The sequence below is a fragment of the Serratia sp. OS31 genome (assembly GCF_014164835.1).
GTDB classification, from domain to species: Bacteria; Pseudomonadota; Gammaproteobacteria; order Enterobacterales; family Enterobacteriaceae; genus Serratia; species Serratia liquefaciens_A.
In genome coordinates this window covers 116,018-135,649 of record NZ_JACJFQ010000002.1, presented here as the reverse complement: position 1 = coordinate 135,649, position 19,632 = coordinate 116,018, and the positions used below count along the sequence as shown (strand labels likewise).

23 protein-coding genes are annotated in these 19,632 nt (G+C 55.2%); 6 read left to right on the top strand and 17 right to left on the bottom strand.

From position 1 onward, the window contains the following. Positions 1-41: 41 nt before the first annotated feature. The 3 genes from glnH to dps all read right to left on the bottom strand — a co-directional run bounded on the left by glnH (position 42) and on the right by dps (position 2,074). Positions 42-785: a glutamine ABC transporter substrate-binding protein GlnH gene (gene glnH, locus H5P17_RS02935; protein WP_020825915.1), complete on the bottom strand. Its 744-nt coding sequence runs from the start codon at positions 783-785 to the stop codon at positions 42-44. Between the two features lie 359 nt (positions 786-1,144). Next, entirely contained in the window at positions 1,145-1,411 is a 267-nt protein-coding gene (locus H5P17_RS02930) for a DksA/TraR family C4-type zinc finger protein (RefSeq protein WP_044549215.1), read from the bottom strand. A 159-nt stretch (positions 1,412-1,570) separates the two neighbouring features. Continuing rightward, complete coding sequence (gene dps / locus H5P17_RS02925; protein WP_020825918.1) at positions 1,571-2,074, bottom strand: DNA starvation/stationary phase protection protein Dps; 504 nt, start codon at positions 2,072-2,074, stop codon at positions 1,571-1,573. A 395-nt stretch (positions 2,075-2,469) separates the two neighbouring features. On the opposite strand from dps, the gene H5P17_RS02920 reads away from it, so the two are divergent. Further along, positions 2,470-3,009, top strand: coding sequence for an adenylate kinase (locus tag H5P17_RS02920; RefSeq protein ID WP_182821147.1), 540 nt, complete (start codon positions 2,470-2,472; stop codon positions 3,007-3,009). 36 nt (positions 3,010-3,045) lie between these two features. Here H5P17_RS02920 and H5P17_RS02915 read toward each other — a convergent pair whose 3' ends face one another. Both H5P17_RS02915 and rhtA read right to left on the bottom strand, forming a co-directional pair. Further along, positions 3,046-3,513, bottom strand: coding sequence for a YhcH/YjgK/YiaL family protein (locus tag H5P17_RS02915; RefSeq protein WP_182821145.1), 468 nt, complete (start codon positions 3,511-3,513; stop codon positions 3,046-3,048). Between the two features lie 143 nt (positions 3,514-3,656). Then, positions 3,657-4,544 (bottom strand): threonine/homoserine exporter RhtA, encoded by an 888-nt coding sequence (rhtA, locus tag H5P17_RS02910; protein ID WP_044549221.1) that lies wholly within the window; start codon positions 4,542-4,544, stop codon positions 3,657-3,659. Positions 4,545-4,940: 396 nt separating this feature from the next. Here rhtA and ompX point away from each other — a divergent pair, with 396 nt between their 5' ends. Next, positions 4,941-5,459 carry an outer membrane protein OmpX gene (gene ompX / locus H5P17_RS02905; protein WP_012005917.1) on the top strand — a complete coding sequence of 173 codons (519 nt, stop codon included), beginning with the start codon at positions 4,941-4,943 and terminating at the stop codon, positions 5,457-5,459. A gap of 102 nt (positions 5,460-5,561) precedes the next feature. On the opposite strand, the gene H5P17_RS02900 is transcribed toward ompX, so the two are convergent. Continuing rightward, positions 5,562-6,545 (bottom strand): nitrilase family protein, encoded by a 984-nt coding sequence (locus H5P17_RS02900; RefSeq protein ID WP_182821143.1) that lies wholly within the window; start codon positions 6,543-6,545, stop codon positions 5,562-5,564. A gap of 94 nt (positions 6,546-6,639) precedes the next feature. Between H5P17_RS02900 and H5P17_RS02895 the strand changes: the two genes are divergently transcribed. Next, positions 6,640-7,527, top strand: coding sequence for a LysR family transcriptional regulator (locus H5P17_RS02895; RefSeq protein ID WP_182821141.1), 888 nt, complete (start codon positions 6,640-6,642; stop codon positions 7,525-7,527). Here H5P17_RS02895 and H5P17_RS02890 read toward each other — a convergent pair. The 6 genes from H5P17_RS02890 to ltnD all read right to left on the bottom strand — a co-directional run bounded on the left by H5P17_RS02890 (position 7,522) and on the right by ltnD (position 13,165). Continuing rightward, a complete protein-coding gene (locus H5P17_RS02890; RefSeq protein ID WP_182821139.1) occupies positions 7,522-8,052 on the bottom strand; it encodes a GNAT family N-acetyltransferase in 531 nt (176 codons plus the stop codon). The two genes, H5P17_RS02895 and H5P17_RS02890, sit on opposite strands and share 6 nt — an antisense overlap. Before the next feature lie 51 nt (positions 8,053-8,103). Then, positions 8,104-9,474, bottom strand: a complete 1,371-nt coding sequence (locus H5P17_RS02885) for a GntP family transporter (protein ID WP_182821138.1) — start codon at positions 9,472-9,474, stop codon at positions 8,104-8,106. Between the two features lie 105 nt (positions 9,475-9,579). Continuing rightward, positions 9,580-10,356, bottom strand: coding sequence for an HPr family phosphocarrier protein (locus tag H5P17_RS02880; protein WP_182821136.1), 777 nt, complete (start codon positions 10,354-10,356; stop codon positions 9,580-9,582). Positions 10,357-10,359: 3 nt separating this feature from the next. Continuing rightward, entirely contained in the window at positions 10,360-10,983 is a 624-nt protein-coding gene (gene otnC, locus H5P17_RS02875) for a 3-oxo-tetronate 4-phosphate decarboxylase (RefSeq protein ID WP_044552851.1), read from the bottom strand. Between the two features lie 5 nt (positions 10,984-10,988). Beyond that, positions 10,989-12,251, bottom strand: coding sequence for a 3-oxo-tetronate kinase (otnK, locus tag H5P17_RS02870; RefSeq protein WP_220496695.1), 1,263 nt, complete (start codon positions 12,249-12,251; stop codon positions 10,989-10,991). Next, positions 12,251-13,165, bottom strand: a complete 915-nt coding sequence (gene ltnD / locus H5P17_RS02865) for an L-threonate dehydrogenase (protein WP_182821134.1) — start codon at positions 13,163-13,165, stop codon at positions 12,251-12,253. Before ltnD ends, otnK begins: the two co-directional genes overlap by 1 nt. A 283-nt stretch (positions 13,166-13,448) precedes the next feature. Between ltnD and ygbI the strand changes: the two genes are divergently transcribed. Next, entirely contained in the window at positions 13,449-14,213 is a 765-nt protein-coding gene (gene ygbI, locus H5P17_RS02860; RefSeq protein ID WP_182821132.1) for a DNA-binding transcriptional repressor YgbI, read from the top strand. Between the two features lie 24 nt (positions 14,214-14,237). Here the strand turns inward: ygbI and H5P17_RS02855 are convergent, their stop codons facing one another. From H5P17_RS02855 to H5P17_RS02835, 5 genes are all read right to left on the bottom strand, one after another. After that, positions 14,238-14,438, bottom strand: coding sequence for a hypothetical protein (locus H5P17_RS02855; RefSeq protein WP_182821131.1), 201 nt, complete (start codon positions 14,436-14,438; stop codon positions 14,238-14,240). Beyond that, the gene (locus tag H5P17_RS02850; protein WP_182821129.1) at positions 14,422-14,907 is read right to left on the bottom strand and encodes a hypothetical protein; all 486 of its coding nucleotides are present in this window, start codon (positions 14,905-14,907) and stop codon (positions 14,422-14,424) included. The genes H5P17_RS02855 and H5P17_RS02850 overlap by 17 nt, the downstream gene beginning before the upstream one ends. 123 nt (positions 14,908-15,030) lie before the next feature. After that, a complete protein-coding gene (locus tag H5P17_RS02845) occupies positions 15,031-15,798 on the bottom strand; it encodes a molybdopterin-dependent oxidoreductase (RefSeq protein WP_182821127.1) in 768 nt (255 codons plus the stop codon). Next, positions 15,788-16,396 carry a cytochrome b/b6 domain-containing protein gene (locus H5P17_RS02840; protein WP_182821367.1) on the bottom strand — a complete coding sequence of 203 codons (609 nt, stop codon included), beginning with the start codon at positions 16,394-16,396 and terminating at the stop codon, positions 15,788-15,790. Before H5P17_RS02840 ends, H5P17_RS02845 begins: the two co-directional genes overlap by 11 nt. 14 nt (positions 16,397-16,410) lie before the next feature. Next, positions 16,411-17,037: a hypothetical protein gene (locus tag H5P17_RS02835; protein ID WP_044549240.1), complete on the bottom strand. Its 627-nt coding sequence runs from the start codon at positions 17,035-17,037 to the stop codon at positions 16,411-16,413. Between the two features lie 140 nt (positions 17,038-17,177). On the opposite strand from H5P17_RS02835, the gene H5P17_RS02830 reads away from it, so the two are divergent. Further along, complete coding sequence (locus H5P17_RS02830) at positions 17,178-17,849, top strand: heavy metal response regulator transcription factor (protein WP_020825935.1); 672 nt, start codon at positions 17,178-17,180, stop codon at positions 17,847-17,849. Beyond that, on the top strand, positions 17,846-19,270 hold the full coding sequence (locus H5P17_RS02825) for a heavy metal sensor histidine kinase (RefSeq protein WP_182821125.1): 1,425 nt from the start codon (positions 17,846-17,848) through the stop codon (positions 19,268-19,270). The genes H5P17_RS02830 and H5P17_RS02825 overlap by 4 nt, the downstream gene beginning before the upstream one ends. The last annotated feature ends 362 nt before the right edge of the window (positions 19,271-19,632 follow it).

The following is a 19,632-nucleotide window of genomic DNA, read 5'->3' as shown; positions in this document are numbered from 1 at the left end:
CCACCCCTGTGCTTAAGTGAATCAGTGACTGATTGCATCCGTTATTTAGGTTCGGTACCGAACCATTTTTTGTAGATTTCGTTGTAGGTGCCGTTGTCGCGCAGCGTTTTCAGCGCGCCATTCACCTTCACGCGCAGTTCGTCACTGCCTTTAGGGAAGGCGATGCCGTATTGCTGTGCTTCCAGCGAATCGCCAACGGTTTTGAACTTGCCGGCGCCGGCGGTTTTAATGAAGTACAGAATGTTTGGCGTGTCGTGCAGCACCGCGTCAGCGCGTTTGGTGCCCAGTTCCATATAGGCGTTATCGATGTTCGGGAACTGACGCAGGTCTTTGGTTTTGATGTGCTGCTTGGCGTAATCCACGGAGCCGGTGCCACTCTTCACCGCCACCACTTTGCCGTTCAGATCGTCAATGCCCTTGATGCTGTCGTCGTTGGCGTTAACCATCACCAGCAGGCCGCTTTTGTAGTAGCCGTCAGAGAATTCGATGGCTTTTTTACGTTCTTCGGTAATGGTGATGCCGGCCAGCGCCAGATCGATATTTTTGGTCTGCAGTGCCGGGATGATGCCGCTGAAATCCATCGGCTTCAGGGTGTAATCCAGTTTCAGTTCTTTGGCGATAGCGGCCCACAGGTCGATATCGAAACCAACGTATTTATCGCCTTGTTTGAATTCAAAGGGAACGAATGCGGTATCGGTGGCGACGACCAGTTTGTCTGCTGCGTGGGAGCTTACGGCAAAGGCCAGCGAAAGTGCGGCCAGGGAGACTTTAAAAATTGACTTCATGAGAGGAATTTCCTGTACAGGTTGCGGATTACCCATTTTTTATATTGCAGTTGGTGCCATGAAAAAATCGTGCCATGTTTTCAACTACTATAAAAACAAAGAGTTGTGGTGTGATGTTGAGTCTGAAGGTCGAATTATTATTTTTATGCACCAAATTGAGGCCCCAAAATGGTGCTTTTGGCGTCCTGTTGGTGCACGGGTCTATCATTAACCAAATAATGGGGCTGAAACAACCGATAGTTAACGGTTTCGCTTCAATATTGATAACTAACTCTAACTTTTATGCCGCAAGGTTGTTGCATTTGGTGCAGGAGTGTTCTGTCAGAGAGGTCAGGAAGGGATATTTTGCGTTGATAAGCTCAACGTAGTTGGCTGTCTTTACTGCCGCGACGGTTATACAAACTGCTCGCCGCCCGCTTTTTATCCAGCTCGGTTTGGCAGGCCAGGCAATAACGCACGCCTTTCAGCGCCTGCCGCCGCGCCAAGGGGATTTCTTCCCCGCACTCCTGACAGTAATGCTCACTCTCACCTTGACCCAGCGCCTGTCTTGCACGCTGTACGGCATCGTCGACGGTGGAGTCGATTTGATCTTGCACGGCACCGTCTGCCGCCCATCCGCTTGCCATGATCACCTCGCTTGTGTTGGGCCTTCGTCAGTTCGTTTTATCTACTATGGGCTGTTTTTTGAGCAATTCAAGCGTCGCAAAAGAAAAACAGGCTGGGGCAAAGCCCGCAGCCTGTTCAATCCCGCAATGCGGAACGCTTTGATTGTCTGTCGCGCAGATTTATTCGATGTTGGACTCGATAAACCACAGGAACTTGTCCAGATCGCGTGAAGCTGCGGTGAACATATCCGCGGTATCTTCATCGGCGACTTCTGTGATGGCCTTGCGAATGTCGTTCGCCGCCACACCGTAGCGATCGGCCAGCGCTTTCAGGTGTTCCTGCACGCTGTGGATGTTGGTTGGATAGCTTTTCAGCGGAGTCTTGTCGTTCACGACCTGCACGGTACCCAATGCCACGCCGCCCAACTGCACCACGCGCTCGGCAAAAGTGTCCAGGTGATCGATGATGGCGGTACGGAACCCGTCCAGCATTTCATGCACGGCAATGAAGTTGGCACCACGCATGTTCCAGTGTGCCTGTTTGGTGATCAACGACAGGTCGGTAAATTGAACAACCTGATGGTTCAACGCCTTGATGGCTTCCAGTTTGGTTTTTTCGTCCATGTCATTACGAGTGTAAAGCAGCTCAGAAGATTTCGTTTTCACCAGTTTAGCGGTACTCATATCAGATATCCTCTCGTTAGTTCGTTGTCCTATTTTTGTTACGGGGGTAATTATAGCAGCGATATAGCACTTTGCAGGTCGAAAATGGCTATCGGATAAATAGGTTCTAACGAATTGAAAATTAACTCCAGTAAGGGTAAGGTTATAGGGGTATATTTGTTTTTTTCCTCAATGCAATGAATTATAAGGATATACTGACGCACCTTTTCGCGAAGGTGGTTCCGCAGGGTAATAATTTCAGAAAGGTGTTTAATAACCATTTTCATTTATATTTTTTATAAAGATTACGCATTCTGATTCATTTTTATTTCATTTTAATAATTGCCTGATAATTCATATTGATAGACGAATAACATCTCGCTAAGCTATTTTCCCCCATTTCAGAATTCGCTCCCATGAAAATTAACGTCGTTGGAACCAGTGGCAGTGGCAAAAGCACGGTGGCGCGCCAGCTAGCGGCAAAGTTTGCGCTGCCTCATATCGAGCTGGATAAGCTGTTTTGGCGCCCGCAATGGCAGGGGGCACCCGATGACGAGTTTTTGGCGCAGCTCGCGCAGGCGCTGGCCGCGGCAGAGTCCGGCTGGGTGCTTGACGGCAATTACAGCCGAACCAAAACGATTAAATGGGAAAGCGTTGATTGGGTGGTGTGGGTAGACTACGGCTTCTGTCGTACGTTGTTTCAGGCGGTGCGTCGTGCCGCTACACGTGCATGGCAAGATACCGAGTTGTGGCCCGGCACCGGTAACCGCGAGAGCTTCCGCCGTTCCTTTTTCAGCCGTGATTCTATCGTTTTATGGACCATCAAAACCTACCGTAAAAACCGGGCCGGCTACCTTGCGGACATGAACGATGCCCGATATCGACATATCCGCTTTATCCAGTTGCGCTCTCCTGAGCAGGCGGCGAGGTTTTTACGCGCTTTGCCCCAGCACTGAGCGATGAGAAGCCAGCCATCCAGACAGACCGGCCGGTTACAGCAGCAGGGCGTAATGCACGCTTATCACCGCTTTTTTGATTGGCATCGGCGCATTTAGTTGGCAAGCGACTTTGTGCGGCTCATGAGGCAAAAATATGGCGTACATGCCGGGAAACATTGCCAGCGTCTGGCGGTGACGTTTGATCTCTAGCAGTTGCACATCGTGCAGTTCGTCATAAGGCAACTCACTTTGCCAATCCCCCGGCAAACCATAATCAATGCGTTCTTCGCCGCTAAGGAGCAAATGGATGACGGCATATTCCTGGTGCAGCTCTGCACGCCGGGTTTCCGCTAGCCCGGTGGTTAGCGTCATCACTTCCATAAAGATCTTCTCACCCTTTATCTCATGCCGCTCCAGTGCCAGCTCGGCGAGATCGTATTGACGCACAGCGGTGAGGGTCTCAACCAGTATCGGTGACAGCCCACGGCCATAGCGTGGGTTAAACAGAGTGTTATAAATCACTTTAATTCTCCATGTGGCAACCCTGCCGGGTTGATTCCATAACAACGTGGGGGGACTGCGGGGAAAAGTATGCCTGTTTGCCAGTGTGAAAACAGTTAACCCGCCTGCATTCCGCTTTGGGCAAATGCAGGCGTAGCCAATGCTCAGGACAGGTTTTCGATTTGCGGTTTGGGTTTGATGGTCAGGGTCGCCCCCATGGAGGCGGTAATGATCGCTGCCAGCGCCAACCATTGAATCGTCGTCAGGTGTTCGTTCAGGAACAGCATGCCGGAAAGCGCAGCCAGTGCCGGTTCCAGGCTCATCAATGTGCCGAAAGTCCGCGCCGGTATTTTTGGCAACGCGATAATTTCGAGCGAGTAGGGCAGCGCGGTGGAGAGGATAGCTACGGCCAGTGCGACCGGCAGGATATCAACGTTCAGCAGTGCGCTGCCGGCTTGCCAGGCGCCAATCGGGCAAAACACCACGGCGGCAATCAGTGACCCCACCGCGACGGTACCCGGCCCGTGGTCGCCACCGGCTTTCTGGCCGCAGATAATGTAGACCGCCCAGCAGGCACCTGCACCCAGTGCACAGGCGGCGCCGAAGGGATCGATGCTGCCCATGTCATGGCCCAACGGCAGCAGGAACCAGAGCCCGGCGATCGCCAGTGCCACCCACAAAAAGTCAATCGCGCGGCGTGAAGAGAACATCGCGACCGCCAGCGGGCCGGTGAACTCCAATGCCACGGCGATGCCGAGCGGCAGAGTGCGCAGGGAAAGATAGAACAGGTAATTCATCGCGCCCAGCGCCAGGCCGTAAATGAACAACGGTAACCGGCTCCCGGCGGCAAATCGCATGCGCCACGGGCGGAAGATAATAAAGAGGATCAGCGTGCCGATACTCAAACGCAGCGTGGTGATGCCTTCTGCGCCGACCAGCGGGAACAGGCTTTTGGCCAGAGAGGCACCGCTTTGGATGGAGACCATAGCGATGATCAACAGGCAGATTGGCAGCAGCGTAGAAGACGCTTTTGCGGTTGCGGAGGAAGACATCCTTTAGAGCCTTTTATGCATTTCCCAGGATTTGGGAAGAGGTCGATGTTTGGATGACGGCAGTGTAAATGAATTGCGGTAAATGTGTCTGAGAAAAGCATTTTCAACGAAAAAAAGCGCTGGCTTACGGCGCCAGGACAGCTTTTATGGTCAAAAAGTGCGCTTTTTTTAAGAATTGTCTGGATATTAAATAGGTGATTCTTATCACAGAAACGCGTAGAATGCGGCTCGAAAATAGAGCGAAATGAAGAAGATACACTGTTCTTGAAATCTAATGTTACACGATATAAAGCATTAGACACTCATTTTAAGGCAGAGTTTCACGCTAATTTTTGTTATATTTTCAATGCATGAACAAATGGATTTACTTAAAAATATAACGCGTTTGAGGTGGTTATGAAAAAAATTGCATGTCTTTCCGCAGTAGCAGCCTGTGTCTTAGCAGTAACCGCAGGTACCGCATTCGCTGGTCAGAGCACCGTATCCGCTGGCTATGCGCAGGGTGATCTCCAAGGCGTTGCTAACAAAGCCGACGGTTTCAACCTGAAATACCGTTACGAGTTCGACAACAACCCACTGGGTGTTATCGGTTCCTTTACCCACGTAGAGAAGAACGGTTCTGAGAACGGTTACTACGGTAAAGCTCAGTACAACTCTATCACTGCCGGTCCAGCTTACCGCTTCAACGACTGGGCAAGCATCTACGGTGTAGTGGGTGTTGGTTACGGTAAAAACATCGACAACGCTCAAAACGGTTCCGACCGTAACGGCAGCAGCGACTACGGCTTCACCTACGGTGCTGGCCTGCAGTTCAACCCAATCCAGGACGTAGCGCTGGACGTTGGTTACGAGCAGAGCCGTATCCGCAGCGTTGACGTTGGTATCTGGAGCGTTGGCGTAGGCTACCGTTTCTAAGATTTCTCCATGCCTGCGGGCATGAGCATGTGGCGCAGTCAGCCACATCAGATAAAAATCCGCCTTCGGGCGGATTTTTTTTTGCCTGTCATTCGGCGTCGGTCACTTGCCCAGTTTCTGTGCCGGCTCAGATGAAAAACGCGCGCTACGGGCATCTCGCTCATAGCCTTGCGGCTGCGTAAGAATGTCGTACAGGGCCGGTCGACGACCGTGGATCCAGCGACGGCCCGTACTGAGCGGGATCAGCGACAAATCAAGCGTGGCCGTGACCATCTTGTCTTCTGCTGCCCAGGTTTCCGCCAGAATGCGGCCGTAGGGGTCGAGGATCATCGCATTGCCGGTTCGCACTTCGTCATCGTCACGTCCCACTCCGTTGCTGAATAACACAAACAACCCATTGTCATGAGCACGTGCCGGGAGCCAGCGCATCAGCCAGCCACGCCCGTGTTCGCCCCGAAAAGCTGCCTCTATCGCCGCCGGATCCTCCTGCCGCCGTTGCCAAATTTCCAGAGGGATCGGCTTCATGCCGTGCGGGCTACGTGAATGAGTACCGCCGGTCTGATGCGGCGCCAACAACACCTCTGCCCCCAGCAATGCGGTCGCACGGACATTCTCCACCAGGTTATTGTCCCAACAGATCAGCACCCCCATTCGGATACCCCATGGGGTGTCAAACACGGTGAAACTGTCGCCGCTGGCTATCGCCGGGTGTTCAAAAGCATGCAGTTTACGGTGAACGTGAAGTTTGCCGTCGGGCAGGCAGATGGCGTAGGCATTGTAATACTTGCCATCCTCTCCCAGTTCAATCAGTCCTACGCCGATCGCCATGTTATAGCGTTCGGCCAATGGGCGGATACGCGCCAGCGAAGGGCTGTCGGCGATGGGCTCTGCCAGTGCACCAATTTCGCCGGCGCTGAGGTGGCGTACGTGCCAATAGCCGGTGATGCACATTTCCGGGAAGATCAGCAATTGGATCTGTTCGGCGGCGGCGCGGGTGATAAAGCCCTCGATCACCGACAGGTTGTAGTTTTTATCATTGGCGCGATGCTGAAATTGCACCGTCGCGGCGCGTAGAGAGTTTGTCATAGGATTACCTTTTGGCTGTTATCTGGCGTTGATTACAGCAAAGCCATTGATTACTGTATAATCAATTAAATTCCTTTTTTGATAACCGAATGGAATGTATATACGACAACTACGCGCCTTCGTGGTGCTGGCCGAACAGGGCAATTATCGCGTGGCGGCGGAGCAGTTATGCATCACCCAGCCGGCGCTGAGCAAACAGATCCAGGCGCTGGAAACGCTGCTGGGTGCCCGTTTGTTTAACCGTGGTCGCCAGGGAGCGCAACTGACCGCCGGCGGCCAACGGCTCTATCCTGAAGCTCAAACGTTAGTCGCTCAGCATCTGCAGTTTCAGCAGCGAGCCTTGCAGGTGGTCAAGGGGGAGGCAGGGCGGTTGGCGATCGGCTTTGGCCTGTCCAGCTTTCATCTGGCTCCGCAGCTGGTGGCCGCTTTCCGTCATCGTTTTCCCGAGGTTGCCGTAGGCCTGGAAGATCTGCCTTCGGAGCGGCAATACCAGTTGCTATTGCAGGGGGAACTGCAGGTGGGATTCGTGCGATTGCCTGTCAGTACGCCGTTGCGTGCCAGTGCGCTGCTGAGTGACAGATTGGTGCTGGCGGTGCCCTCGGCGCTGGCCCTGCGGGCAGAAAATATCATGGAGCAATTCAATACCTTGCCGCTGTTACAGTTGACGCCCAAGCGTGGACGCGGGCTGAGCGACCAGTCGCTGCGCTTTATTGCCGCCCATCAACTGGCACCCAACGTGGTACAGCAGGCCGGTGATATTCAAACCTTGCTGGCGCTGGTTGCCGCCGGCATTGGCGTTGCTCTGCTGCCGCACAGCGTCACGCATATTGCGCCGGCGGGCATCGATATTCTGCCGCTGAGCGGCGAACAGACCCAATGGCAAGTCGGTATCGCCTGGAACCCGCAGCAGCCTGATGCGCTGCGGGATAACTTTGTTCAGGTGGCTTTGGCTACCGCGTCGGGTCAGGTTGCCGGCTCATAGCGGGCAGTGCATCACCAGGATCGGGCTTTGATGGTACTCGCTGCGATGGTTTTCGCGGAAACCGACTTTCTTCGCCAGTGCCAGGGAGGGCTGATTTTCCGGTGAGATAATGCACACCGCCTTATCGCCCGGTAAATGGTCTTTTCCCCAGGCCAAAGCCGCGCGCAGCGCTTCGGTGGCATAGCCTTTACCCTGTGCCGAGGTCACCAGCGTCCAGCCCATTTCGGGGACATCAAGCGCCGGATGGATATCGCGCTGAAAGTCGGAAAAACCGATGCCGCCAAGGTAAGCGCCGCTGACTTTATCGCGCACTGCCCAGTAGCCATAACCCAGCAACGCCCAGTGGCCTACGTAGCGCATCAGGCGGCCCCAGGAGTCTTCACGATCCCTCGGCGTGCCGCCGATATAACGTACCACTTCAGGATCGGCCCACATGGCGGCCAACGAATCAAAGTCGTCCAGCGTATGTGCATCAAGGCGTAAACGTTCGGTAAGCAACAGCGGTGCGGTAGTGATAAGAGGCATTATGTTTTCCTGCACAGAGCGAGAGGCGGTCTGTGCAGTATGCCAGAGAAATTACACCGCCAGCCACAGTAACCAGGTGAACAGGAAACCGCTCAGGCCGAGGATCGTCGTCAGTACCGTCCAGGTTTTCAGGCCATCGGCGACCGAAAGTCCGAGGTATTTGGTGACGATCCAAAAGCCGGAGTCATTCACATGCGACAAACCCAGACCGCCAAAGCAGGTGGCAAGGGTGACCAACACCAGCTGTAGCGGATTCAGCCCGATAACCGCCTCTGACAGCAGGCCACCGGTCGTCAGGATAGCCACGGTGGCGGACCCCTGAGAGGCGCGCAGCGCCAGCGAAATGATAAAAGCGGCCGGGATTAACGGCAGGCCTATGGTGGTCAGCACATCGGCCAATGCCTTGCCCACACCCGACTCCACCAGGACTTTGCCGAATACGCCACCGGCACCGGTGACCAGGATCACCACGGCGGCGGTCGGCAGCGCGCCCCCCATGACGTCGCTGGTGTGTTGCAGGCTCCAGCCGCGACGGATGGCCAGGAAATAGAATGCCAGCAAGAGAGCAATCATCAGGGCCACCGCGGGAGAGCCGAGCAGCGAAAGCGCATCCCGCAGCGCGGAACCCGGTTCAAGTAACGTGGCCGAAACGGTGCCCAACATGATGATGGCGATAGGGATCACGATCAGCGCTGCCACCAACCCGGCGCCAGGCGGATTGATGCGGTCGCTCAATGGCGCCTTGCCTTCCGGTGCCGGTTCAGGGGCCGCCAGCTGCAGCTGTTCCAGTACCTCAATCGACAGGGGATAAGTTTTGCGATTCAAATGCTTGGCAGCGAAATAGCCGATAACCCCCACCGGAATGCAAATCGCGAGACCGATAATGGTCAGCCAACCAATGTCGGCGTTCAGCAGCCCGGCTGCGGCAACCGGCCCCGGATGGGGAGGCAGGGCGACGTGCACCGCCAGCATTACGCCGGCCATCGGCAGGCCAAATTTCAGTGGTGAAACTTTAGCGACCTTGGCAAAACCGTAGATGATCGGCGCCAGGATGATAAAGCCGACGTCGAAAAAGACCGGAATGCCGAGAATAAATGCGGCAATGGTCAGGGCGGCCACGGTATGTTTCGGCCCCAAAGCTTTGCTGAAGCGCTGGGCCAGCGATTCGGCACCGCCAGAATGTTCGATCATCCGGCCGAGCATCGCGCCCAGGCCGATGATAATGGTCACGGAACCCAGTACGCCGCCCATACCTGCGGTCATCACCTTCATCACTTCGCCGGTAGGAATGCCGCTGGCCAACGCCACCAGCAGGCTGACCACCAGCAAGGCGACAAAGGGCTGGATCTTGGCCTTGATGACCATCAGCAAGAGCAGCACCACACCTAATACGGCAATCATCAAAAGCAGAGAGGTAGACATGAAATAGCCTTTAATCGGGTAAGAGTCAGGCACCGCGATCGTCGGCTGGCGATACGGGTGCGTTTAATTTTTATGTTTTGGAAATCCCTGGGTTGGCGGAGCGCCTTACTGATAGGGTCTTAGCCAATCAAGCCCGGCGGCGGTATCGCCACGCGGCCGGTATTCACAGCCTATCCAGCCTTGATAACCGAGGGCATCCAGTTGCTCGAACAGCCACGGATAATTCAGTTCGCCGTCGTCCGGTTCATGCCGCTCCGGCACCGAGGCAATCTGAATATGTGCGTAGCGACCGGCCAGCGAATGCATCAGCCCGCTGATATTGCCGTCCACCAACTGAGCATGGAAAAAGTCCAATTGTACGAAGACGTTCGAGCGATCGATGGCCTCGACCAGTTCGGCTGCCTGGTGCTGGCTGGAAAACAGATAATGCGGCTTAACCTGTGGGCTGAGCGCTTCAATCAGCACCTTGATGCCGTGCTGGGCGAAGCGGTCTGCGGCATAGCGAATATTGTCGATAAAGGTAGCGCGATAGCGCTGCCAGTCCTCCCCCGGAGGAACGACGCCGGCCATTACGTGCACGCAGGGGCAGTTAAGCGCAATGGCGTAAGTCAGGGCACGATCGATATCCGCACGCGCATCCTGCTCGCGGCCTGGTACTGCCGCCAGCCCCCACTCACCGGCTTCGGCATTGCCCGGCGCAGTATTGAACAGCACCTGCTGCAAACCGTTGCTGCGCAGCTTTTCTGCCAGCAGTTCAGCAGAATAGTCATAGGGGAACAGGAACTCCACGGCTTGAAAACCCTGTGCGGCGGCGGCCTCGAACCTTTCCAAAAACGGCAGTTCGTTAAACATCATCGATAAATTGGCGGCAAACTTAGGCATGGTTCAGCTCCGTAGCTCGGTAATTTCGTCATCGGTCAAATAGCGTATTGGGCGGTCGCCGAGGGTGAAAATCAGCCTGGCGGCATCTTCCATCTCTTCGGTATTATCCGCTGCCGCCCGCAGATCCTTGCCCGTCACCACCGGGCCGTGATTGGCCAGCAAAAAAGCGCGATGGGTCGGCGCCAGTTTGGCCAGATCCTCCGCCAGCCGCAGATCGCCGGGGCGGTAGTAAGGTACCACCGGCACCTTGCCGACCCGCATCACCACATAAGGGGTGAAGGGTTTGATGGCGTTTTCCACGTCCAGCCCTTGCAGACAGGACAGGGCCGTGAGGTAAGTGCAGTGCAGGTGCACCACAGCTTTGCACTCCGGGTTATTCAGATACAGCGCGCGGTGAAAGCTGATCTCTTTCGAGGGTTTGTCGCCGGATAGCCATTCGCCGCTCAGGCTGACTTTCGACAGCCGCTCGGCCTGCAGTTCGCCCAGGCAGGATCCGGTCGGGGTTGCCAGCAGCGTGCCGTCCGCCAGCAACAGCGAAAGGTTGCCGGCAGACCCGGTGGCGTAACCGCGCTGAAAGAAGGAGGCCCCCAGACGCACCATCTCTTCGCGCGCCTGTTGTTCGATCATCATTGTCATAATGGGAATTCCGTTTGTGCCCGGGCGAAAAAGTTTTCATCGCCAAAATTGCCCGATTTAAGGGCCAGTGAAACCGGTTGTTCGATGGCGCGAACCCAGGGTACGCCGGGAGAGATACTGGGGCCGATGTGGAAACCGCGAATCCCCAGCGCCTGCGTCACTACGCCAGAAGTTTCGCCACCGGCAACGATAAAGCGACGGTACCCTGATTGCTGGAGCTGTTGTACCACCCCGGCAAACAGTGACTCCACTGCCTGACTGGCGGCAGCCATGCCATATCGTTGCTGAACCTGCTGCAGTTTCTCCGGTTCGGCGGTGGCGTACAGCAGCGGGGCCAGCGGGGCATTTTCCTGCCGCTGTACCCAATCGACCAGTTCTGTAACATAGGCTGCGCGCTCAGGTTCGGTAAGGCAGCGCGCCACGTCGATAGCCATGGCCGGTGCCTGTTGAAGGTATCGCGCGACCTGTCGATTGGTCATGACGGAGCAGGAGCCGGACAGGACCACGGCTTTTTCCCCTTGTGGAGCCCCCGCGGCCTGCGGACGGCCTTGTCCCGGCTGAGCCCATTGACGTGCGAGACCGATGACCAGGCCCGATCCGCCGGTCACCAGCTTCATATTTTTCAGCGCGGCACCCTGGGTCAGCAAATGCTGCTCATTCAGCGTATCCAGTACCGCATATCGTACGCCTTGTTGCGCCAGCTGTTGCAGCTTGTCGGACACCGCTTCGGCACCGCAATCCATCTCTGCGGCCGTCACCAGCCCGCAGCGTCCCTGAGCCTGCGCTTCCATCAGCCGTAGCAGGTTGCTGTCGGTCATCGGCGTCACCGGGTGATGGCGCATGCCGGACTCCGACAGCAGTTGATCCAACACAAACAGATAGCCCTGATACACAGTCCGGCCGTTGACCGGCAGCGCCGGGGAAATCACCGTTTGGCTTTCGCCCAGAGCATCAAGCAGGGCATCGGTTACCGGGCCGATATTGCCCTGCGCGGTGCTGTCGAAGGTTGAGCAATATTTGAAGTAGAATTGCCGGCAGCCCTGGCGCTGCAGCCATGCCAGCGCCTGCAACGACTGTTCGATGGCCTGCGATGGCGCACAGGATCTTGATTTCAGACTGATGACGACCGCCTGCGCTTCAATCGGCATGTCATCATGCGGTACGCCGTTTAGCTGCACCGTCGACAGGCCGTTTTCCACCAGAAAGCTGGCAATGTCGGTCGCACCGGTAAAATCATCTGCAATTACGCCGAGCAGCATTATGCGTTCTCCTTCTTCTGCGGCAGGTCGATGCCAGTGAAGATCTTGATCACTGCGCTGTCGTCCTCTTTACCAAAACCGGCATTGCTGGCGGCGGTAAACATATTGAAAGCGGTAGATGCCAGCGGCAATGGGAAGTGCAGCGCTTTGGCGGTATCGGTCACCAGCCCCAGATCCTTCACGAAGATATCCACCGCCGATTTGGGTGCATAGTCGCCGTCAACCACGTGACGCATACGGTTCTCGAACATCCATGAATTGCCGGCGGCGTGGGTAACGACGTCGTACATGACGTCCAGGGGAATACCGGCCCGGGCAACCAGCGCCATGGCCTCGGCTCCGGCGGCGATATGCACTCCGGCCAGCAGTTGGTGGATGATTTTTACCGTAGCGCCCAGCCCAATCTCTTCGCCAATGCGATAGACCTTGCCGGCAATGGCGTCCAGCACCGGTTGCAATTGTTGGAATGTGGATCCTGCGCCGGATGCCATCACCGTTATCTGGCCCTCAGCCGCCTTGGCCGCGCCGCCAGAAACCGGGGCATCCAACATGTTCAGTCCGAGCGCCAGCAGCTGTTGTTCAATCTGCCTGGCATCGGCGGCGGAGAGGGTGGAAGAGACCATGACCGGCGTATTGGGCTTTAGCTTTGCCGCCAGGCCGTTCTCGCCAAACAGGATCTGCTTCACCTGAGCAGCGTTCACCACCAGCAGCAGCAAGGCATCCAAATCGGCAGCGAAATCGTCTGCTCGGGTAGCCGCCTGCTTTGCCCCGGCCTGTTGCAATGTCGCCAGTGCCTGCGGGTTAAGATCGACACCGTAGGTTGTCAGTCCGGCGTTAATACATGACTTCGCCGCCCCCATTCCCATGGAACCTAACCCTACGACGCAAACTGCAAAATCCCCTGGCTGTATCATTTGGTACTCCTTGTTAATTTTAGTGATAATTTGTTTTGTTGTGTTAAATATAAGCGGGTTGTGACGCAGGGTCAGCGATCGTTATCACAATTATTAACATTAAGTGGAGCCTTAATAGATGCGCTTAAAAAGGTTGGTATCGAGTTATCTCACTGTTTTAAAAATATTTAAAATAAGTCATCGATACCATGAGCGATCTCACGGCCTGTAAAATGGCTGCTTTCATCGAACGAAAATTGACGTAAAATCACAATTATTATCACTGCGGTAAAGAGAGGGAACCGTGATACCTGTAGAACGCCATCAGCAAATTTTAGCGCTGGTATCAGAACGCGGGGTGGTCAGCATTGCCGAATTGACCGAGAGGCTGGGCGTATCGCATATGACGATTCGCCGCGATCTGCAAAAGCTGGAGGAGCAGGGCGCGGTACTGGCGGTGTCAGGGGGCGTGCAGTCCGCAGAACGGGTGGCGATTGAACCTTCGCATCAGGATAAGGAAGGGATGTACAGCCAGCAGAAAGCGGCCATCGGTCAGTTGGCTGCCCGACAGGTCCCCCCCAACAGCTGCATTTATCTGGACGCGGGCACCACTACGCTGGCATTGGCAAAGCACCTCAGTGAGCGCGAAGATCTGACGGTGGTCACTAATGATTTTGTGATTGCGGGCTATCTGATAGAACACAGCCAGTGCAAGATCATTCACACCGGCGGCACCGTATGCCGCGAGAACCGTTCCTGCGTTGGTGAAGCGGCGGCTCAGGCGCTACGCGGGTTGTTTATCGATTTGGCGTTTGTTTCCGCTTCATCATGGAGCATGCGCGGCCTGTCGACGCCCAATGAAGACAAGGTGATGGTGAAGAAAGCCATCGTTGATGCCAGCCGTCGCTGCATTTTGCTCAGCGACACCTCAAAATACGGCAAAATAGCCACCTATCTGGCGCTGCCGATGGCGGTATTTGACGCGATTATTACCGATGACAATCTGCCTGCCGCAGCGCGCGAGGCAATCCTGCAGGCGGATATCACGCTGATGACAACCGGGGAGTAAAACTGACCATAACCCCGTAGGGGGTTATGTTGTTTTGTTGGTGGGAGAAGTGGTGATGACCGGCCCTGGTTCACCCAGACGGCCTCGTTCACGCCACTCCTGGCATCTTTGTTCCCACCAGGCTTCGTGGAAAGCTTGTATGGCTTGCAGGCGCTGTTCTTTCATACTTAAAGAGGTAAAGTCCTGTTCGGGGCCTTGCTGCAAGACGTTAGATTTCGATGACATATAGCCCGTCCTTTATGAATTCCATTTTGTACAAATACTGTACTCCATGAGCGTGTTTTTTCAATAGATGATCATAGATTTTGGCCAATGCTGGCCTCAAGGGAACGCTAAAAACGAGCCTGGCCTGATACTGTATGGCGAAGTTGATAATAGTTTTACCTATTCCATCGACGAATAGGCGCTCACGTTCAGAAAAGGTATAACCCATGTGGCTATAAGTATCGAAGGCGGAACGCCCTTGCCGAGCAGCAAAAATTAGCGCTTTAACATCATAAAACTCTATAGCATAAGCATTATCTAAAATGCATTGCTCGGTATAGACAGGCGATAACCATGCTCGCATGTCTTGGGTTATCTTTTTGAAATCAAGGTAATATTTGGCTGTTTTACCGTCGACTTTACTTATCGCAATCTGATATCTGAATTCATCCGATCGGAACGTATAATGCTCCGTGATATCAATCTCCATAATAAAATCCTTTTTATTATTGCTTTTCCTATAGTTACCTTCCTTGTCTTGGCGAGATTATTAACAGCGTCGGAATAAATGCGCCAGCGGGCGGTGAGTTCTCTGCACAGCGCTACGCAGAAATTAAATTCCGCTGAACCAGTTATAGCCCTGATCTTCCCAGTAACCGCCGGGATTGGTATCGCTGACGAAAATGGCGGCGATATGCTTGGCGTTTTTGAAGCCCAGCTTGGTCGGCACCCGCAGGCGCAGCGGGTAACCGTAATCTGCCGGCAGCGCCTTGCCGCCGAAATCCAGCGCCAAAAGGGTCTGTGGATGCAGTGCGGTGGCCATGTCGATGCTGGAGTAGTAGCGGTCCGCGCATTTGAATCCCACATAACGGGCGTTAAGATCCGCCCCGACGTGCTGCAGGAAGTTGCGCAGCGGCACGCCCCCCCACTGACCGATGGCGCTCCAGCCCTCGATGCAGATCAACCGGGTTATTTGACTTTGCTGCGGCAGGCGTTGCAGCTGTTCCAGCGTCCAGGGGGCCTTTTTTTCTACTTTACCGGAGACCTCCAGCCGGTAGCTGGCGAGATCCACTTCCGGAACGTTGTATTCCGGGTAATACGCGTTGAACGGGAACGGATGGGTAATCTGATCCGGACGGTAGGTCTGCGCCAGCTTTTGGCCGTTGAACAACCAGGCCTGCACCCGATCGTTCCAGCGGGACATTGCCCACAGCACTTTATCCACCTGGTCACCGTCCTGCAGATTGCAGCCGGTCAGCATGGCGACGCCACCCAGCGTCAGGCCGGAGCGTAGCATCAAGCGGCGCTGCAAATTAACCAGCTGTTTCTTTTGCGCCGGTTCCAGCCCCGGTGCCATGGGGCGTTGTTTTTTATCCGTCATGTTTGCCACCCGTTATCATTGCCCACAGCGTGCGCGGCACGATAATCACCATCAGCAGGTGAATCACCACAAATAAGCCAATGCCTGACATGGCGAAAAAGTGCACGTAACGCGCAATGTCAAAGCCGCCGAACAGGCTCACCAGACCCTGCAACTGCACAGGTTTCCAAATGGCTAACCCGGAGAGCACCAGCAGCAGCCCCAAAAGCAAGACGCCGAGGTACATCAGTTTTTGAATGGCGTTGTAATGGCCATGCCGATGCTTGAGCCGCAGCGTCACGGCTTGCCAGATATCGCGCCGCAGCGCGCCGAGGCCTAGCGGCAGCAGATCGCGCTGCAAGTGGCCTCTGAACAGGCTCCACAAGACATAACACAGTGCGTTGCAGGCCAGCAGCCACATAACCGCCAGATGCCAGCCAATCGCGCCGCCCAGCCAGCCGCCAAGCGTGATCTGTGGCGGAAAGCGGAAGCCGAACAGCGGCGAGGCGTTATAGATTTCCCAACCGCTCATGAACATGCAGACCATGGCGAACAGGTTAATCCAGTGGGTAAGGCGAACCGGCCAAGGATGCACCGGCCGCGGCGCGTTGCTTTTCATCATGCACTCCTGAGTTACATCGGCGGAACGGTACCGTCTTTGCCTGCAGAAATGCGGGAGGCGACGCGTTCACCCTTATCGTCAGTGGTGGAGAACAACACGATATGCGCGCCCGGTTTCAACAGGCTGCGATCGCCGGGATCCAGGGTGACGATCGGCACATCCTCCGGCACGTTAACGGTTTTTTGCTGGTTGCCGTAGGTCACGGTCAGGGTGCGTCCGTTGGACTTCACCAGTTTGCCCACGGTACCGTTGGTCATGGTGTCGACCTTGCCGTCGGCGGATTCCCAGGCCGAGTGGCCTTCGCCGGTGCCGCGCAGGCTGGCTGCGAACACGTGCACTTCCAACGCTTTCAAAGAGCCGTCCGGCTGCGGTACGGCAGCGGTGCCGATAAAGCTGTCCGGTTTGATATCATCCAGCGTGCCTTTCGACACGCTCAGCACTCGGGTCTGGTCATTGAGCTTGACGCTGACCTTTTCCCCTTTGCGGTCGGTGAGTTGCAGGCTGCTGTCGCTTACCTGATCGATAACGCCACGCAGTGGGGCAATCACCTTGCCTTGGGGTTGAGCCGCGGCGGCAGCACCGCTGCACAACATGAGGGTGGAAAGCAGTAAACCGGCAAAACGATGACGGGTAATCATAAAGTTCTCCTTTGTTTAGGTTGCCGGTTAAGCATGGTTGAACACCGGGGACAGCACCATGTCCGTTTGATGACATTAATGTCATCAAGAATGTCCGTCAGAACTGCTAGTATTTCCGCAAGAGTCATGAGGTGGCGATAATGCGAATACTGGTGGTTGAAGACGACATCAGCACGGGTGATTACCTGAAAAAGGGGCTGGGAGAGGCGGGGTACAGCGTCGATTTGGCACGTAACGGCACCGACGGCCTGTTTCGGGCACTGGAACACGGCTATGACGCTATCGTGCTGGACGTGATGTTGCCGGGGCTGGACGGCTGGCAGATTATCGAGGTACTACGCAAGAAAAGTGATGTACCCATTCTGTTTCTGACTGCGCGCGATGGGGTGCAGGATCGCATTCATGGCCTCGAACTGGGTGCCGATGATTACCTGATTAAGCCCTTCTCCTTTACGGAACTGGTGTTGCGTCTGCGCACTTTGCTGCGGCGTGGCACGGTACGTGAAGCCGATCACTATGTGATAGCCGACCTGCAGCTCGACGTGCTGCGCCGTAAAGCGGTGCGGCAGGAGCAGGTGATCGCGCTGACCAATAAAGAATTTATGTTGTTGCATCTTCTGGTACGGCGCGAGGGGGAGGTATTGTCACGCACCATGATCGCCTCCCAGGTCTGGGACATGAACTTTGATAGTGACACTAACGTGGTGGATGTTGCCATCAAGCGGCTGCGAGCAAAAATTGATCGGCCGTTCGAGGTCAAGCTGATCCACAGCGTGCGTGGCATCGGTTACGTTTGCGAGCCGCGTTCATGAAGGCCTTGGCCCTACGTTGGCGTGCGCTTTCTCTGACGCTGCGCAGCGCCATGCTGTTTGCGTTGGTGGCGGCTTTGGTGGTCAGCGGAGCGGGAGGCTACCTGTATGGCGCAATGCGCCAGGAAATGACCACCCGCAGCGATTTGCAGGTCACCGGCCGGGTGGAGTACTACCGCCATTTGCTCAGCCAGCGTTTTCCGTTGGATCGCCTGACGGCGAATACCGGCCTGTTCGAAAATATGCTGGGCAACGAACAGGACGTACTGATTTTTCAACAGCCGGGGCAAAGGCCGTTAATCAACGTTAATCCGGCCAGGCTGAGCCTGCCACCGATGACTCCAACACCGGTCGGTGTACCGCAGCGGTTGAGCGCAGTACAAAGTGGACAGACTGAGCAGGGCGTGCCATTGCGTGCCGTATCGGCACTGGTCAGGCTGGAGGACGGCACCCTGCTTCAGATCTCCGCCGCCCACGTGATGATCAATGAGCAGAAAATGCTGGCGCGTTATTTGTGGCGGATAGTGGCAGCCGTGGTGGTGGCCTTCATTCTGATCGCATTACTGGGGTATTGGGTGATGCGTCGCGGATTGCAGCCGCTGTGGCGCATGGCGGCGCAGGCGGCGGTGATAACGCCGAATACGTTGTCGACCCGGCTGAGTGAACAGGGAGCACCGAAGGAGCTGCAACAGCTGACCCGTTCGTTTAACGCCATGTTGGATCGCCTGAACGAAGGCTATCAGCGTTTAACGCAGTTTTCTGCCGATTTGGCACATGAGATCCGTACCCCGGTGGGGGCGCTGATGGGGCACTGTCAGGTTGCGCTGTATCAGGCCCGAAGCGTGGAAGAGTATGAAACGCTATTGTCGAACAACATGGAGGAGCTGGAGCGGATTTCCCGCATGGTGGAAAACATTCTGTTTCTGGCCCGCGCCGGTGAAGGACAGGCGGTATTGAACTATCAGCGTCTTGATGTGACGCAACAACTGCAACGAGTGGCGGACTATTTCGAAGGCTTGGCGGAAGAGCGGGGCATCACGTTGGTTTGTCGGGGCGAGGGGCTGTGTACGGCGGATGCAATGCTGTTTCAACGTGCACTGAGCAACCTGGTGTCGAACGCAATACGTTATGCCGATGAAAACACCGAGATTCAGCTGCAGGCCGTCAGCCAGGCCAATGGCGGGCTGGTGATACAGGTTATCAATCAGGGGCCGCTCATTTCACCGACGCATCTGGATAAGCTGTTCGATCGCTTCTACCGTGCCGATGCTGCACGCAGTGCGGGAAGTCACGCCAGCGGTCTGGGGTTGGCGATCGTCCGCGCCATCATGACGCTGCATGGCGGTACGGCACATGCCCACTGTGCTGCGGGAGATAACACTGCCCGGATAACCTTTAGCCTGGTATTTCCTGTCGCTGATTAATTTATCCCTGTCACCCAGAATTGTTCACCGGTTATGTGATGCACCTGACATTATCGGTGAAGAGGTTTATTCGGAACCGGTTACTTTCATTTTGGCTTTTTTTTCCCCAATATCCCCCACATTAAAAGATTAATTCTGCCCTCAATTAGGCCGATGTGACGCTGGGATCCCCAGTTTCTGGGCTAGCCTGACGTTGTCAAAATTCACCCCCCGTTACTTTGCTATTAAAATTGCTTGCATTAAATGAATGATGAGAATTTTCAGCTTAAAGGCGGTAATTTACAAAACAAAAAACTAACTTTAAGATCTTTTACATATAAATATATCAATGGTAGGGATGTTTGTATAATCTTTGGTTATGT